This is a genomic window from Nocardioides sp. TF02-7 (genome assembly GCF_022437945.1).
In the GTDB taxonomy this organism is placed as follows: Bacteria; Actinomycetota; Actinomycetes; order Propionibacteriales; family Nocardioidaceae; genus Nocardioides.
The window spans coordinates 3,323,303-3,336,234 of record NZ_CP092535.1; the positions used below are offsets into that span (position 1 = coordinate 3,323,303).

14 protein-coding genes and 5 pseudogenes are annotated in these 12,932 nt (G+C 74.9%); 14 read left to right on the forward strand and 5 right to left on the reverse strand.

Going from position 1 to position 12,932, the window contains the following annotated elements; genetic code table 11:
• Nucleotides 1-67: 67 nt before the first annotated feature.
• The 4 genes and pseudogenes from MF408_RS17120 to MF408_RS25720 form a co-directional block, all read left to right on the forward strand.
• Entirely contained in the window at nucleotides 68-235 is a 168-nt protein-coding gene (locus MF408_RS17120) for a DUF3117 domain-containing protein (protein WP_091024313.1), read from the forward strand.
• 132 nt (nucleotides 236-367) lie between these two features.
• Nucleotides 368-556, forward strand: a pseudogene (locus MF408_RS17125) (leucyl aminopeptidase); the annotation flags it as partial.
• Between the two features lie 139 nt (nucleotides 557-695).
• Nucleotides 696-1,472 (forward strand): annotated as a pseudogene (locus MF408_RS17130) (M17 family metallopeptidase); the annotation flags it as partial.
• A gap of 121 nt (nucleotides 1,473-1,593) precedes the next feature.
• Nucleotides 1,594-1,722, forward strand: a pseudogene (locus MF408_RS25720) (hypothetical protein); the annotation flags it as partial.
• A gap of 468 nt (nucleotides 1,723-2,190) precedes the next feature.
• Here MF408_RS25720 and MF408_RS25725 read toward each other — a convergent pair.
• Entirely contained in the window at nucleotides 2,191-2,487 is a 297-nt protein-coding gene (locus tag MF408_RS25725; RefSeq protein ID WP_275693206.1) for a hypothetical protein, read from the reverse strand.
• A gap of 101 nt (nucleotides 2,488-2,588) precedes the next feature.
• Nucleotides 2,589-2,690, reverse strand: a pseudogene (locus MF408_RS25730) (methyltransferase); the annotation flags it as partial.
• Between MF408_RS25730 and MF408_RS17140 the strand changes: the two are divergent.
• The 5 genes from MF408_RS17140 to MF408_RS17160 all read left to right on the forward strand — a co-directional run bounded on the left by MF408_RS17140 (nucleotide 2,656) and on the right by MF408_RS17160 (nucleotide 5,815).
• Nucleotides 2,656-2,799 carry a hypothetical protein gene (locus tag MF408_RS17140; protein WP_240252191.1) on the forward strand — a complete coding sequence of 48 codons (144 nt, stop codon included), beginning with the start codon at nucleotides 2,656-2,658 and terminating at the stop codon, nucleotides 2,797-2,799. The pseudogene MF408_RS25730 and the gene MF408_RS17140 sit on opposite strands and share 35 nt — an antisense overlap.
• Nucleotides 2,800-3,011: 212 nt before the next feature.
• Nucleotides 3,012-3,659: an RNA polymerase sigma factor SigE gene (gene sigE, locus MF408_RS17145; RefSeq protein ID WP_275693207.1), complete on the forward strand. Its 648-nt coding sequence runs from the start codon at nucleotides 3,012-3,014 to the stop codon at nucleotides 3,657-3,659.
• A complete protein-coding gene (locus MF408_RS17150) occupies nucleotides 3,656-4,294 on the forward strand; it encodes a hypothetical protein (RefSeq protein ID WP_240248702.1) in 639 nt (212 codons plus the stop codon). Before sigE ends, MF408_RS17150 begins: the two co-directional genes overlap by 4 nt.
• Before the next feature lie 430 nt (nucleotides 4,295-4,724).
• Nucleotides 4,725-5,549 carry a trypsin-like peptidase domain-containing protein gene (locus MF408_RS17155; RefSeq protein ID WP_240248703.1) on the forward strand — a complete coding sequence of 275 codons (825 nt, stop codon included), beginning with the start codon at nucleotides 4,725-4,727 and terminating at the stop codon, nucleotides 5,547-5,549.
• On the forward strand, nucleotides 5,546-5,815 hold the full coding sequence (locus MF408_RS17160; RefSeq protein ID WP_240248704.1) for a PDZ domain-containing protein: 270 nt from the start codon (nucleotides 5,546-5,548) through the stop codon (nucleotides 5,813-5,815). The genes MF408_RS17155 and MF408_RS17160 overlap by 4 nt, the downstream gene beginning before the upstream one ends.
• 200 nt (nucleotides 5,816-6,015) lie before the next feature.
• On the opposite strand, the gene MF408_RS17165 is transcribed toward MF408_RS17160, so the two are convergent.
• Complete coding sequence (locus MF408_RS17165; protein ID WP_240248705.1) at nucleotides 6,016-6,255, reverse strand: helix-turn-helix domain-containing protein; 240 nt, start codon at nucleotides 6,253-6,255, stop codon at nucleotides 6,016-6,018.
• Nucleotides 6,256-6,388: 133 nt separating this feature from the next.
• Here MF408_RS17165 and MF408_RS17170 point away from each other — a divergent pair, with 133 nt between their 5' ends.
• Nucleotides 6,389-7,081, forward strand: a complete 693-nt coding sequence (locus tag MF408_RS17170; RefSeq protein WP_240248706.1) for a hypothetical protein — start codon at nucleotides 6,389-6,391, stop codon at nucleotides 7,079-7,081.
• Between the two features lie 447 nt (nucleotides 7,082-7,528).
• On the forward strand, nucleotides 7,529-8,323 hold the full coding sequence (locus MF408_RS17175) for a hypothetical protein (protein ID WP_240248707.1): 795 nt from the start codon (nucleotides 7,529-7,531) through the stop codon (nucleotides 8,321-8,323).
• On the opposite strand, the gene MF408_RS17180 is transcribed toward MF408_RS17175, so the two are convergent.
• The gene (locus tag MF408_RS17180) at nucleotides 8,302-9,678 is read right to left on the reverse strand and encodes a hypothetical protein (protein ID WP_240248708.1); all 1,377 of its coding nucleotides are present in this window, start codon (nucleotides 9,676-9,678) and stop codon (nucleotides 8,302-8,304) included. The genes MF408_RS17175 and MF408_RS17180 overlap by 22 nt on opposite strands.
• A 5-nt stretch (nucleotides 9,679-9,683) precedes the next feature.
• On the reverse strand, nucleotides 9,684-10,022 hold the full coding sequence (locus MF408_RS17185; protein ID WP_240248709.1) for a hypothetical protein: 339 nt from the start codon (nucleotides 10,020-10,022) through the stop codon (nucleotides 9,684-9,686).
• Between the two features lie 125 nt (nucleotides 10,023-10,147).
• Between MF408_RS17185 and MF408_RS17190 the strand changes: the two genes are divergently transcribed.
• The 3 genes and pseudogenes from MF408_RS17190 to MF408_RS25735 form a co-directional block, all read left to right on the forward strand.
• Nucleotides 10,148-11,611, forward strand: coding sequence for a wax ester/triacylglycerol synthase family O-acyltransferase (locus MF408_RS17190; protein WP_240248710.1), 1,464 nt, complete (start codon nucleotides 10,148-10,150; stop codon nucleotides 11,609-11,611).
• Nucleotides 11,612-11,618: 7 nt separating this feature from the next.
• Nucleotides 11,619-11,954, forward strand: coding sequence for a hypothetical protein (locus MF408_RS17195; protein WP_240248711.1), 336 nt, complete (start codon nucleotides 11,619-11,621; stop codon nucleotides 11,952-11,954).
• 49 nt (nucleotides 11,955-12,003) lie between these two features.
• Nucleotides 12,004-12,930: pseudogene (locus tag MF408_RS25735) on the forward strand (aldehyde dehydrogenase family protein); the annotation flags it as partial.
• Nucleotides 12,931-12,932: the final 2 nt, after the last annotated feature.

The window sequence follows — 12,932 nt, forward strand, 5'->3', positions numbered from 1 at the left end:
TGGGCGATAATGGTCCGGCGAACCCGTGCAGCACGTCTGCCAGTACTGATGGGAAGAGGGGTGCCGCATGGCGGCGATGAAGCCTCGGACCGGTGACGGTCCGCTCGAGGTCACCAAGGAGGGTCGGGGCATCGTCATGCGGGTCCCGCTCGAGGGCGGCGGCCGGTTGGTCGTCGAGCTCAACGCCGAAGAGGCCGGCGCCCTGGGTGACGCGCTCAAGAACGTCGTCGGGTGACGGGTCCGCTTCCCCGCCAGGTTTCCCCTCCTGAGTTCGCGCTCAGCGAGCTCCACCCCGCTGCGATCGTCGGGGTCGACGCGATCGCGGTGCCGGTGCTCCCCCGCGGCGAGCACCGACGACGGTCCCGCCGTGCTCCTGGGCCCCGGTGCGGCCGACCTCGCCGACGTCACCGGGATCGATCTCCTCGGCGTCGCCGAGCTGCACGCGATGACCGGAGCGGTCGGCGAGGTCGCCACCGTCCCGCTCCCCGACGGGACGCCGGTCAACGCCGAGCTGCGGGTGGTCCTGCTCGTCGGGGTCGGCGCCGCCCGACCGGTCGACGTACGCCGGGCTGGTGCGGCGATGGCCCGCGCGCTGCGCGACCGCGAGGCGGTCGCGACGTCGCTCCCCCGGGGTCGCGCCCGACGGCGAGCCGCCGGCGGACGGTGCCGCGCTCGAGGCGTTCGTCGCCGGCGCCATGCTCGGCTCGTTCCTCTTCCACTGGCGCTCAGGCGGCCCCGAGCACCACCCCCGTGCGGCGCGTGGTCGTCGCGCTGCCGCCCGGCAGCCTCGGGGAGGCCGACCAGGGCACCCTCGAACGGGCGGTCGCCATCGGCGGCGCCGGCTGGCGCTCCCCGGCTGCTGGCGACCGTGCCGAGCAACCTCAAGAACCCGCCCTGGCTGGCCGAGCAGGCCGAGCAGGTGGCCGAGGCCGCCGGCCTGGAGTGCCGGGTCTGGGACGAGCGGCAGCTCGAGCGCGAGGGCTTCGGGGGGCATCGTCGCCGTCGGCCGGGCGTCCGCGACGCCGCCGCGCCTGGTGCGGCTCGACTACACCCCGGCGGGCGTCTCGGCGAGGGCGGCCCGCAAGCTCCCGCACGTGGTGCTCGTCGGCAAGGGCATCACGTTCGACTCCGGCGGCCTCTCGATCAAGCCGGGCCCGAGCATGGTGTCGATGAAGCGCGACATGACCGGCGGCGCCGTGGTGCTGGCGACCATGGCCGCGCTCGGTGACGTCGACTGCCCGGTGCGGGTCACGGGGCTGGTGCCCGCCGCGGAGAACGCCGTCTCCGGCGACGCCGTGCGGCCGGGCGACGTCGTGCGTCACTGGGGCGGGCGCACCACCGAGGTCACCAACACCGACGCCGAGGGCCGGCTGGTGCTCGCGGACGCGATCGCCTACGCCGCCGCCGAGCTCGACCCGGCCGTCATCGTCGACGTCGCCACGCTCACCGGCGCGATGAAGGTCGCGCTGGGCCAGCAGATGGGCGGCTTCTTCGCCACCGACGACTCGCTCGCCTCTGCCCTCCGCGACGCCGGGGGAGAGGTCCGGCGAAGAGGTCTGGCGCTTCCCCCTTCACGACGGCTACCAGGACAAGATCGCGTCCAAGGTCGCCGACGCCGACAACAGCGGCGGCACCCCGCAGGCGATCACCGCCGCCCTGTTCCTGCGGCCCTTCACCGCCGGGCGCCCCTGGGCCCACCTCGACATCGCCTCGGTCGGCGACGTCGAGAAGGAGCTACACGAGTGGACGGTCGGGCCGTCCGGCTTCGGTGCCCGGCTGCTGCTGACCTGGCTGGGGGCAGCCCGACCCGCTCGCCGGCATCGACATCCCCACGGGAGGACGGAAGAAGTGAAGGGTCTCACGGTCCGCTGGTCGCTCGCGGACGCACCGGAGGGGGTGGAGGACCGGCTGGCCGCCTACGTCGCCGAGACCTCCCACGCCCGGTTCACCGGCATGGACGGACTGGCCTACAAGACCTGGCGGGTGCGCCGCGGCGAGTGGTTCGAGGGGTTGCTACGTCTTCGCCGACGACGCCGCCCGGGCCGCCTTCCAGGAGACGTTCACCGCCGGTGCCGCGGAGGCGCCGGGCTCGCAGATCGTCGGCAGCCCGCCGGTGCTCATCGAGCCGTGCGAGGTGGTGGCGATCGCGGAGGGTGCGACCGGGTTCGCGGCCAGCCCCCGCGCCGAGGACTAGCCCTCGGGCACCCACTCCTTCTTCGCCACCAGGAGGCCGTCGCCGACGGGCAGCAGGGCCGGCACCAGGCCGTCGGTCTGCGCGACCTCCTGGACGAGGGTCCGCACGGCCACCGTCTCGTCGTCGCGCTGCGCGGGGTCGGCGACCCGGTCGTGCCACAGGGCGTTGTCGAAGGCGACCACGCCGCCCGGGCGCAGCAGCCGCATCGCCTCCGTGAGGTAGGCGCCGTACTCCCGCTTGTCGCCGTCGGCGAAGACGAGGTCGTAGTGGCCGTCGGTGAGGCGGGGGAGCACGTCGAGCGCCGCCCCCCGCGATGGTCCGCACCCGTTGCGGGGGCGACACCGTCGTCCCTGAACGACTCCCGGGCCAGCCGCTGGTGCTCGGCCTCGACGTCGACCGTCGTCAGCACGCCGTCGGGGCGCATCCCGCGCAGCAGCCACAGGCCCGACACGCCGGTGCCGGTGCCGATCTCGACCACCGCCCGGGCGTCGAGCACCGCCGCCAGGAAGCGCAGCGCCGCCCCCGAGCCGGAGCCGATCGAGACGACGCCGACCTCCTCCGCACGCGCCCGTGCGGCGAGCAGCACGTCGTCCTCGACGACGTAGGTCTCGGCGAAGGTCCAGCTCGCGGGGCTGATCGGCGGAAGCGGGGAGTCGGCCACGGCACCACCGTAGCGGCCGGCGGCCGACGTTCGGCGGAGCCGGACGGGGAGTCAGCGGAACAACGGCGGTGCGCCGGTCGTTGGACCGGGCGACAGCGGTCCTCAGGAACCCCGCCGGGCTTTCACAGGGATTCCTCAGGCCGGAGTCCTACCGTCATGGCACACGAGGGAGGCAGCACGCAGGTGCGGAGAAGGGGAACCATGAGCGCTGAGCCGGACGGCCGGGCGACGGCCGGGGCCGTGCCGGGGTGGGACGAGATCGTCGAGCAGCACTCCGACCGGGTCTACCGGCTCGCCCTGCGCCTGACCGGCAACCGCCACGACGCCGAGGACCTCACCCAGGAGGTCTTCGTCCGCGTGTTCCGCTCGCTGCACACCTACACCCCCGGCACCTTCGAGGGCTGGCTGCACCGGATCACCACGAACCTGTTCCTCGACCAGGCCCGGCGCAAGCAGCGGATCCGGTTCGACGCGCTCTCCGACGAGCGCGCCGCCCGGCTCGCGAGCGCCGCCGCCGGCCCGGACACGGCGTACGCCGACCGCACGTTCGACGACGACGTCGAGTCGGCGCTCTCGGCCCTGCCGCCCGACTTCCGCGCCGCCGTGGTGCTCTGCGACATCGAGGGCCTCACCTACGAGGAGATCGCCGGGATCCTCGACGCCAAGCTCGGCACCGTCCGCTCGCGGATCCACCGCGGCCGGGCGATGCTCCGCGCGGCCCTCTCGCACCGGGCGCCGAGCGGCGACCGCACCCGGTACGCCGGCCCCGAGGCCGCGGTGACCCCGGGAGCAGGGCGGTCGTGATCGGTCACCTCGGCGCCCGGGTGAGCGCGCTCCTCGACGGGCAGCTGCCGCCGGCAGAGGCGGAGGAGGCGTGGGAGCACGTCTACACGTGCCACGCCTGTCGTGACCTCGTCGAGCGCGAGGGCTGGGTCAAGACCCGGCTCGCCGGCCTCTCGTGCGGCCCCGGCGCGGCCCCGCCCGACCTCAAGGGCTCGCTGCTCAACCTCACGCCGGCCGAGCGGTGCCTGGGCGGCGGCCACGACCAGCAGTCGCGGGGACGCCGGGGCCTCGGCGTGGCCGTGCTGGGTGGCGGGGCGGCCGGCGCTGCGATGCTCGGCGTGATCGCGCTCGGCCTGGTTCCGACCTCCACGCCCACCGCCGACCGGCGGATGCCCGCGTCGCGGGTCGAGACACCTGCCGTCGGCGACCGCGCCGACCGGTCGACGACCGGCAACCGCGCCGACCCCGGCGCCGGGAGCGACACCGGCGCCGGCAGTGGGGACGACCCCGGGAACCGGGCCACCGGCGCACCGTTGGTCGCCTCCCTGCCCCCCGGGTTCGGTGACCCTCCCGGCCGGCGCCCCGGCGTGGGTGCAGATGCTGATGCCGTGACGGCCTCGGGGCCCGGCCGTGCGGCTGGGTCCGATCAGCCATGATGGACGACGTGAACGACCGCCCCGAGGACGAGCCCCGCGACGCGATGCCGGGCGACGCGATGCCGGGCGACGACCTGCCCGCCGAGGCCGACCTCGAGCCGACCCAGCCGATCACTGCCCGCCCCGCAGGAGGCAGCGACCGCTGGGCGCCGCCGAGCGGTCCGTTCCTGCCCCCCGTCGGAGCCGCCGTCGGAGCCGCCGTCGGGAGGGGGCCCGGAGTCGGCCTCGGAGCCGGCGGCCGGCCCGGTCCCGGCGCACCGCGCGTCCGCATGGCCGCCGCCCCCCTCCGACGTCGCCGCCGCCGGGGTCGCCGCCAGTCGCTTCGGGCTCTGCGGGCCCGGCGTTCGGCCCGCGACCGACCTCGCCGCTCCCGCTCGCCGAACGCTCCGCCCCGGCCGCCACCGGCGGTCGCGCCCGTCTCGCCGGGTGGGTGTGGCCCGTCGTGGCCGCGGTCGCGCTCGTGGTGGGTCTCGTGGGCGGCGTCGTGGGCGCGGTCGTCACCGGGGCACTGACCGACGACGACAGCCCCGGCCTGGTCGAGGGCGGGCTCGAGGGCGTCGACCTCGAGACCCGCGCCCCGCTGGAGAAGCCGGGCTCGGTGGCCCGCGTGGCGCAGACGGTGCTGCCGAGCACGGTGCAGGTCCTCGCCGAGCTCGACGGCGTCGCGGCGGGAGCCACCGGCTCCGGCTTCGTGCTCGACCGCAACGGCCACGTCATCACCAACAACCACGTGATCGCCGACGCCGCCGAGGGCGACGGCCCGATCGAGGTGGTCGACCACGAGGGCGAGCGGCACCGCGCGACGGTCGTCGGCCGCAGCGCCGTCTACGACCTCGCGGTCCTGCACGTCACCAACGCCGACGGCCTCAAGCCCGCCAAGCTGGGCCGCTCGACGACGCTCCGTGTCGGCGAGCCGGTCGTCGCGATCGGTTCGCCGCTCGGCCTCAGCGCCACGGTCACCTCGGGCATCGTGAGCGCGCTCAACCGGCCGGTGACGACCGGTGACCGGTCCGACGACTCCTCCTACATCAACGCGGTCCAGACCGACGCCGCCATCAACCCCGGCAACTCCGGCGGCCCGCTCGTGAACCTGCAGGGCGAGGTGGTCGGCGTGAACTCCGCGATCGCCACCAACGGCGGCGGCACCATCGACGGCACCGCCGGCAACATCGGCGTCGGGTTCGCCATCCCCGTCGAGCAGGTCCGCGTGACGGCCGACCAGATCCTCAAGACGGGGAGGCGCAGTACCCCGTGATCGGGGCGACGGTGCAGACCGGGGGTGCGGTCCAGCTCGACGGCGCCACCGTCGACGAGGTGGTCGCCGGCTCACCCGCCGAGGACGCCGGCCTCGAGGACGGCGACGTGATCACCCACGTCAACGGGCAGCGGGTCACCGACGGCATCGCGCTCATCGTCGCGATCCGCACCCACCAGCCCCAGGAGACCATCGAGCTCACCGTCGAGCGCGGCGGGGAGGACACGATGCAGGTCCGGGTCCGGCTCGACGGCAAGGTCGGGTAGGCGCGGGAGGCGGCGACGGCGGCGACGGCGGCGACGGCGGCGGCGAGGTGAGGTTTCCCCTGTCGACCGGGGAAACCTCAACATGTCGGGCAAAGCAATGCCGGACAAGTGGAGGTTTTGCCCGTCATGTCCCGGGTCGACCACGTGCGAACGGGAGACGCACGAGGTCCCGTCCTCGAGCTGCGGTTCGTGACGAGCCCCTACTCCGGCAGCGGCTCCGTGTCGACGAACGGGTGGGTCTCGACGTAGCGCCGGGCCTCGCGGTACTGCTCCTCGATGTACTCCTCGAGCTTGCTGGCCTCGACCCGCCACTGGCCGCGGCCGCCGATCTTGATCGCGGGCAGCTCGCCGCGGCGGACCAGCGCGTAGACCTGGGCGCTGGAGGTGTTGAGGACCTCCGCGACGTCGGTCAGCGTGAGGAACCGTGGCGATTCGGCCATGCGCACATCGTGTCACCACGGACGGTACGACGGCAGCGCCACCCCGACGGCCTGTGGATCGACAGGTGACGCGGCGGCCCGCTGGCTGCATGATGTGCCTGTGTCCAGGACTCTCGGGGAGCCGGGCGCGTCGGTGGTGCCCCCGCCCGCGGCGCGGGTGACGAGGGCGGGCTGGCGCGATCCCCGGCTGTGGATCGGGGTGCTGCTCGTCGCCGGGTCAGTCGTGCTGGGGGCGCGGGTGCTCGCCGCCGCCGACGACTCCGTGGCGGTGTGGGCGCTCGCCGGCGACGTCGGGCCGGGCACCGTCCTCGACGAGGGTGACCTGGTCGCGGTGCGGGTCGGGTTCGCCGACGACACCGACCTCGACCGCTACCTGCCCACCGACGAGGCGCTCCCGGAGGGGGCGCTGCTGGTCCGGGGGCTCGGCGCCGGCGAGCTGCTGCCGCGGGCCGCCCTGGGAGACGCCAACGCGGCGGGCACGGTGCGGCTGCCGCTCGACGTCGAGCCGCACCGGGTGCCGCCGACCGTCGACGTCGGCTCGGTCGTCGACGTGTGGGTCGGCGTCGCCGGCTCCGGCTCCGGCCCTGGCACCGGCCGTGGCACGGGCCCCGGCGCCGGTCCGGGCGCGAGCGCCCCGACCGATCCCGCCGCCGGCCCGGCGCTCGCCGCGGTCACCGTGGTCGACGCGCCGCCCGCGGACGAGAGCATCGCCGTCAGCGGCACCCGCCAGCTCGTGCTCGCCGTCGCCGACGACCAGGTCGGCCCGTTCCTCGCCCTGCTCGACGGCACCGACGAACCCGCGGTCCGCGTCGTGCAGCGTTCGTAGGAGGTGCCGTGATCGTCGTCCTGCTGGTCTCGACCGGCGCCGCGTGGGAGTCCCGCGCGTTGGCGGCCCTCAACGACGAGCCGGGCGTCGTCGTGCTCAAGCGGTGCGTGGACGTCGCCGACCTGCTCGCCACCGCGAGCGCCGGGCAGGCGCAGGTGGCGGTCGTCGGCGCCGAGCTGACGGGGTTCGACGCCACCGTCGTCGACCAGCTCCGGCAGCACGGCGTGCGGGTGGTCGCCGTCGGCGAGGACGTGGAGCGGGCCCGGGTCCGGGCGGCCCGGATCGGCGTGGAGGTGGTCGTCCCCGCCGACCCGGTCGACCGGATCACCGCCGCGGTGGCCCGGGGCCCGGCAGCGGCCGCCCCGACTCCCGACCTCCCCGGTGAGCCGCCAGCGCCGTCAGGGGCCGTCAGGGCCGTCAGGCCCGGCCCCGGGGCGGCCCGGCCGGGTGGTCGCCGTCTGGGGACCGGCCGGCGCCCCGGGGCGCACCACGGTCGCCGCGGGGGTCGCGGCCGAGCTCGCGGGGCGGGGGCTGCGGACGGTGCTGGTCGACGCCGACCCCTACGGCGGCGCGGTCGCGCAACAGCTCGGCATCCTCGACGAAGTCTCGGGCCTGCTCTCGGCGGCCCGGCTCGTGGCCGGCGGGGCGCTGGACGAGCGGTTCGCGACGGTGCAGCGCCGGCTCTCCGACGAGCTGCGGGTGGTGACCGGCCTGCCCCGCCCGGACCGGTGGGTCGAGGTCCGGCCCGGGGCGCTGGGCGCGATCGTCGAGCGGGCCAGGAGCGAGGCGCAGGTGGTGCTCGACACCGGCTTCAGCATCGAGCAGGACCGGGCGGCCGACGTCGGCGTCCGTCCCGAGCGCAACGGCCTCACGCTGGAGGCGCTGGAGGCCGCCGACGACGTGCTGCTCGTCGGTGCGGCCGACCCGGTCGGGCTGGCCCGGCTGGCCCGGTCGCTCGCCGATGCGCGCGAGCTGCTGCCCGCCACCCGGATCCGCCTGGTCGTCAACCGGATGCGGCCGACGCTCGGCTGGCGCGAGGCCGACGTGGTCGCGATGCTCCGCGGGTTCGGCGACCACACCGGGGTGCACTTCCTGCCCGACGACCAGGCCGCGGTCGACCGGGCGCTCGTCGCCGGACGGACGCTGCTGGAGGCGGGGGAGTCGCCGCTTCACCCGCGCCCTCGCCTCGGTCGTCGACGCGATGGCAGGGACAGTGAGCGTCAGGCGCTGAAGAGCAGGTAGAGGCCGCCCGCCGTGAACGCCACCATGGCGACCAGCAGCGGCAGCTGCCCGGTGATCTGGTGCCGCTTCGGCAGCAGCGCGATCGCCCGGTCGTGGGCGGCGACGGCCGCCAGCACGTGCCCGACCACGACGGCGACGACCTTGGTGGTCGCGAGCACCGTCGGGTGGTAGGAGAACCAGTACGACGGCTCCACACCGGCCGTGCCGAGCACGTCCCATCCCTTGCCGAACGGGTCGCTCGCCCGCGCCAGCGTCTGGGTGCCGACGTCGATCAGCAGGGTCAGGTAGTGGGCGATGATGTAGGCGGCGATGATCGGGACGATCGAGTGCGCCAGCCGCCGGGGGAGCTCCGCACGCGACTGCTCCGGGTCGACGCCGGTCAGCGCGGCGCCGAGCGAGAAGAGCGCGCCGGCCCCGATGCAGAAGACGAGCAGCGCGAGGTTGTTGAGGGCGAAGCCGGTGACCTCGGCGCCCTGGATCGTGCGGATCCAGAACGACGACTCGCGGAAGGAGTCGAACGCGGTGCTGCCGAAGAGCACGGCGACCACGGCGACCAGACCGCGGTACGGCGGCGTGGTCGCGAGGTTGGCGAGCGGGCTGCGGAGGACGAGCCGGCCGGTCTCGTCGCGGGCCCACGGCGACAGCCGGCCGACCAGGGTGGAGTAGACCTCGAACGGGTCGGCGCGCTCGTAGAACCGGTCGCCGAACACGGCGCCGCCGATGAGCATGGCGCCGACGTAGACGGCGAACCACAGCCGCACCGTGCCGAGGTCGGTGGGGTGCCGGTGCACCAGCTCCATCCACACGAACGCGTAGAGACCGAGCGCGGCGGGCCACATCCCGAGCCAGGTGGGGTAGTCGCGGATGCCGCGTTCGGCGTCGCCGCCGGTGAGCCGCGCGAGCACCAGGTTGATGGTGCGCATCGGGCTGATCGCCCGCCACACCGGCCCCAACAGCAGCGAGGCGAAGACCACCCCGACCCACAGCCACACGTAGACGATCCCGAAGAACGGGTTCGTGAGCTGGTCCTGCCCGAAGATCGCCGTGGCGGCGGTGAACAGGAAGCCGACGATGCCCACCAGCCGCAGCCCGACCGACCAGTACGGCGACCGCACCAGCGCGTCGAGCGCCCGCGGGGCGGGCCTGCCGCCGGCGTCGCGACCGGGTCGGTGCGGCTCGCGGTCGTCCGCGGAGCCGGCGGGCGCCGGGACGTCGCCGGTCGCGTACCGCGGGGTGCGCCACGCGACCACGAGCACGGTGAACGACACCACCAGTGCGGCGACCGCACCGGAGATGGCGAGGCTGAGCGGGATCGGGAGATCGGCCTGGCCGCCGATCCCGTGGGCTTCGAGCACGGTGCCTACCGGACCTCGAGCTGCACGATCACCTGTTCGAGCTCGTGCGACTCCACCTCGACCACGCCGGGCCGGTCGACCTGGATCTCGAAGGTGTCGGTGCCCGCCTCGAAGTCGAACTCCTGCTCGGGGTCGGAGTGGATGTGGATCGACCCCGGCTCGTCGGCGGTGACCTCGAGGTCGATCGGCTGGCCCGCCTCGACCTCGACCCGCTCGCCGTTCGGCGTGACCTCGCCGCCCTCGAAGACGATCTCGACCACGACCGGCTCGTCCGATGCGCCGTTGCCGCCGTCGTCGTCCCCGCCGCACGCCGCGGCGGACAGCCCCACGACGGAGGTCGTCACCAGCGCTGCGAGGGCCCGTGCCGTCGTACGTCCCACTCGTACCACCCTTTCCGTGACTCTGCCAGAATCTCACGCAGCAGCTGACCAGCGGCGACGGGGTGCCGGCGGAGAAGGCGGGGAGTGACGTGGTCGACAGGGTCCGTCCTCGCGATCTCGCGTTCCTCACCGAGGAGAGCGCGCAGACGCCCCTGCACAACGCCACGATCGAGGTCTTCGACCCCGGTGGCTCGGGGTTCGACTACGGCCGGCTCGTCGAGCTGGTCCGCGACCGGATCGCGTTCGTGCCGCGCTACCGCCAGCGGGTGCAGACCGTCCCGGGCCGGCTCGCCAACCCGCTGTGGATCGACGACGAGGGCTTCGACCTCGGGTTCCACGTCCGGCGGTCGGCGCTGCCGCGACCCGGCACCTCCGCCCAGCTGCTCGAGCTGGCGTCGCGGATCGTGTCGCGGCCGCTCGACCGCTCCCGCCCGCTGTGGGAGATCTACTTCGTCGAGGGTCTCGAGGGCGGCCGGGTGGCGCTGTTGTCCAAGACCCACCAGGCCCTGGTCGACGGAGTCCACACCGTCGACCTCGGCCAGCTGCTGCTCGACCCGCAGCCCGAGCCGCGCGAGCTCGAGCCCGACGACTGGACGCCGCGCCGTGCCCCGTCGCCGCCCGCCCTGCTGACCGGCGCGATCCGCGACACCGTCACCGACCCGGAGACCGCGGTCGCCACCGTGCGCAGCGCCTCCCACGCCCTGCTGCGCACGGCGGAGGAGCGCACCCGCCGGGTCCGCGGGTTCCTCGACGCGGCGACCGGGGGCCGGCCCTCGCGCCGCGGCGTGATCAACGGCCCGCTGTCGCAGCAGCGCCGGATCGTCACCGTCGAGACCCGCCTCGCCGACCACCGCGCCGTCCGGCAGGCCCACGGCGGCACCGTCAACGACGTCATCCTCGCCACGATCACCGGCGGCCTGCGGGGCTGGCTGATGACCCGGGCGGAGTCGATGGGCGGCCTGCGCCAGGTGCGCGCACTGGTGCCGGTCTCGGTGATCGACGAGGAGCTCGAGGCGACCTCGCTCGGCAGCCAGATCGCCGCCCACTTCGTCGACCTCCCGATCGGCGAGCCGAGCCCGGTGGTGCGGCTGCACCAGGTGTCGTACTCCTTCCAGGACCACAAGGACACCGGTCGCAGCGTCGCGGCCAACCGGCTCGCCGGCATCGCCGGCTTCGCCCCCACGACGTTCCACGCGATCGGCTCGCGGGTCGCCGCCGACGAGCTGCGCCGCGGCTACCAGCTGTCGGTCACCAACGTCCCCGGCCCGCAGGCGCCGCTCTACGCCGCGGGCGCGCGGATGCTCGCGAGCTATCCCGTCCACCCGCTGGTGCCCGGGCACCCGCTGGCGATCGGTGTGACGTCCTACGACGGCGGGGGTGTACTTCGGCATCACCGCCGACCGCGACTGGATCCCCGACGCCGACCTGCTCGGGCTGTGCCTGCGCGAGGCGCTCGACGAGCTGCTCGAGGTGTCGTCGGCGACGCGCCGCCGCGCCCCCGGGGCCGCAAGGCCCGGCGGCGGCCGGGGACGGACAAGGCGGCGGACCGGTGACGGGCACATGACGGGCAGGGTCTACGTCGCCACCACCCTCGACGGGCTCCGCGACCACGTGGCCGCGGGGTCGGTCCCCGCCTCGGCCGAGCGGGTGGTCGTCGGCGAGGAGGACGAGGAGCTGGAGTACGACGCGCTGATGACCGCCGCCGGGCTCTCGGCCGCGGCGCAGCCCGAGGGCGCCCGGCGGGTGGTCGTCGTCGGGGAGCCGTCCGGCGACCCGGAGGGGGACCTCCCGTGGCGCGAGGTGGTCGCCGTCCACGCCGACGACCGCGGTGGAGCGGGGCCCGACGACGACCTGGCCTGGTACGCCACGCAGGAGGTCGGGGCACTGCTGGGGTGAGCCCGGGTGGGTGGGCACGACGACGACGGCGAGCGTAGGTTCTGAGGGCATGGACGCCATCACGTTCCCCCCGGCTCCCACCAACGAGCCCAACCTCACCTACGCGCCCGGCACCCCGGAGCGCTCCGCCCTGACCGCTCGGATCGCCGACCTGGAGGCGACCCAGCGCCCCCTCGAGGCCTACGTCGACGGCGAGTGGGTCGCCGGCGGCGGCGCCGAGATCCCCGTCGTCCAGCCGCACGACCACGGTCACGTCCTCGGGGTGCTGCGGAACTCCACCGCCGCCGACGCCCAGCGGGCGATCGACGCCGCGCTCGCCGCGGCGCCGGCCTGGCGGGCGACACCGTTCGACGAGCGGTGCGCGATCCTGCTCCGGGCCGCCGAGCTGCTCGCCGGCCCCTGGCGGCAGCGGCTCAACGCCGCGACCGTGCTCGGGCAGTCCAAGACCGCGTTCCAGGCCGAGATCGACGCCGCCTGCGAGCTGATCGACTTCTGGCGGTTCAACGTGCACTACGCCCGGCAGATCCTCGCCGAGCAGCCGATCGCCAACAGCCCCGGGGTGTGGAACCGCACCGACCACCGGCCGCTCGAGGGCTTCGTCTACGCCGTCACCCCGTTCAACTTCACCGCGATCGCCGGCAACCTGCCGACCGCGCCGGCCCTGATGGGCAACGTCGTCATCTGGAAGCCCAGCCCGACCCAGCAGCTCGCCGCGAGCCTCACGATGGAGCTGCTCGTCGAGGCCGGGATGCCGCCGGGCGTGATCAACATGCTGCCCGGCGACGGGCTCGAGGTGTCGGAGGTGGCCCTCGCCCACCCCGACCTCGCGGGCATCCACTTCACCGGCTCGACCGCGACCTTCCAGCGGCTGTGGCAGACCGTCGGCAGCAACCTGCCGTCGTACCGCAGCTATCCGCGTCTGGTGGGCGAGACCGGCGGCAAGGACTTCGTGCTCGCCCATCCCTCGGCGGACCCCGA

What these genes read in the sequence shown, in the direction of transcription:
- MF408_RS17120 (WP_091024313.1), top strand. Translation starts at nt 68, where the DNA reads ATGGCGGCGATGAAGCCTCGGACCGGTGACGGTCCGCTCGAGGTCACC.
- sigE (WP_275693207.1), top strand. Translation starts at nt 3,012, where the DNA reads ATGGCACACGAGGGAGGCAGCACGCAGGTGCGGAGAAGGGGAACCATG.
- MF408_RS17165 (WP_240248705.1), bottom strand. Translation starts at nt 6,255, where the DNA reads ATGGCCGAATCGCCACGGTTCCTCACGCTGACCGACGTCGCGGAGGTC.
- MF408_RS17195 (WP_240248711.1), top strand. Translation starts at nt 11,619, where the DNA reads ATGACGGGCAGGGTCTACGTCGCCACCACCCTCGACGGGCTCCGCGAC.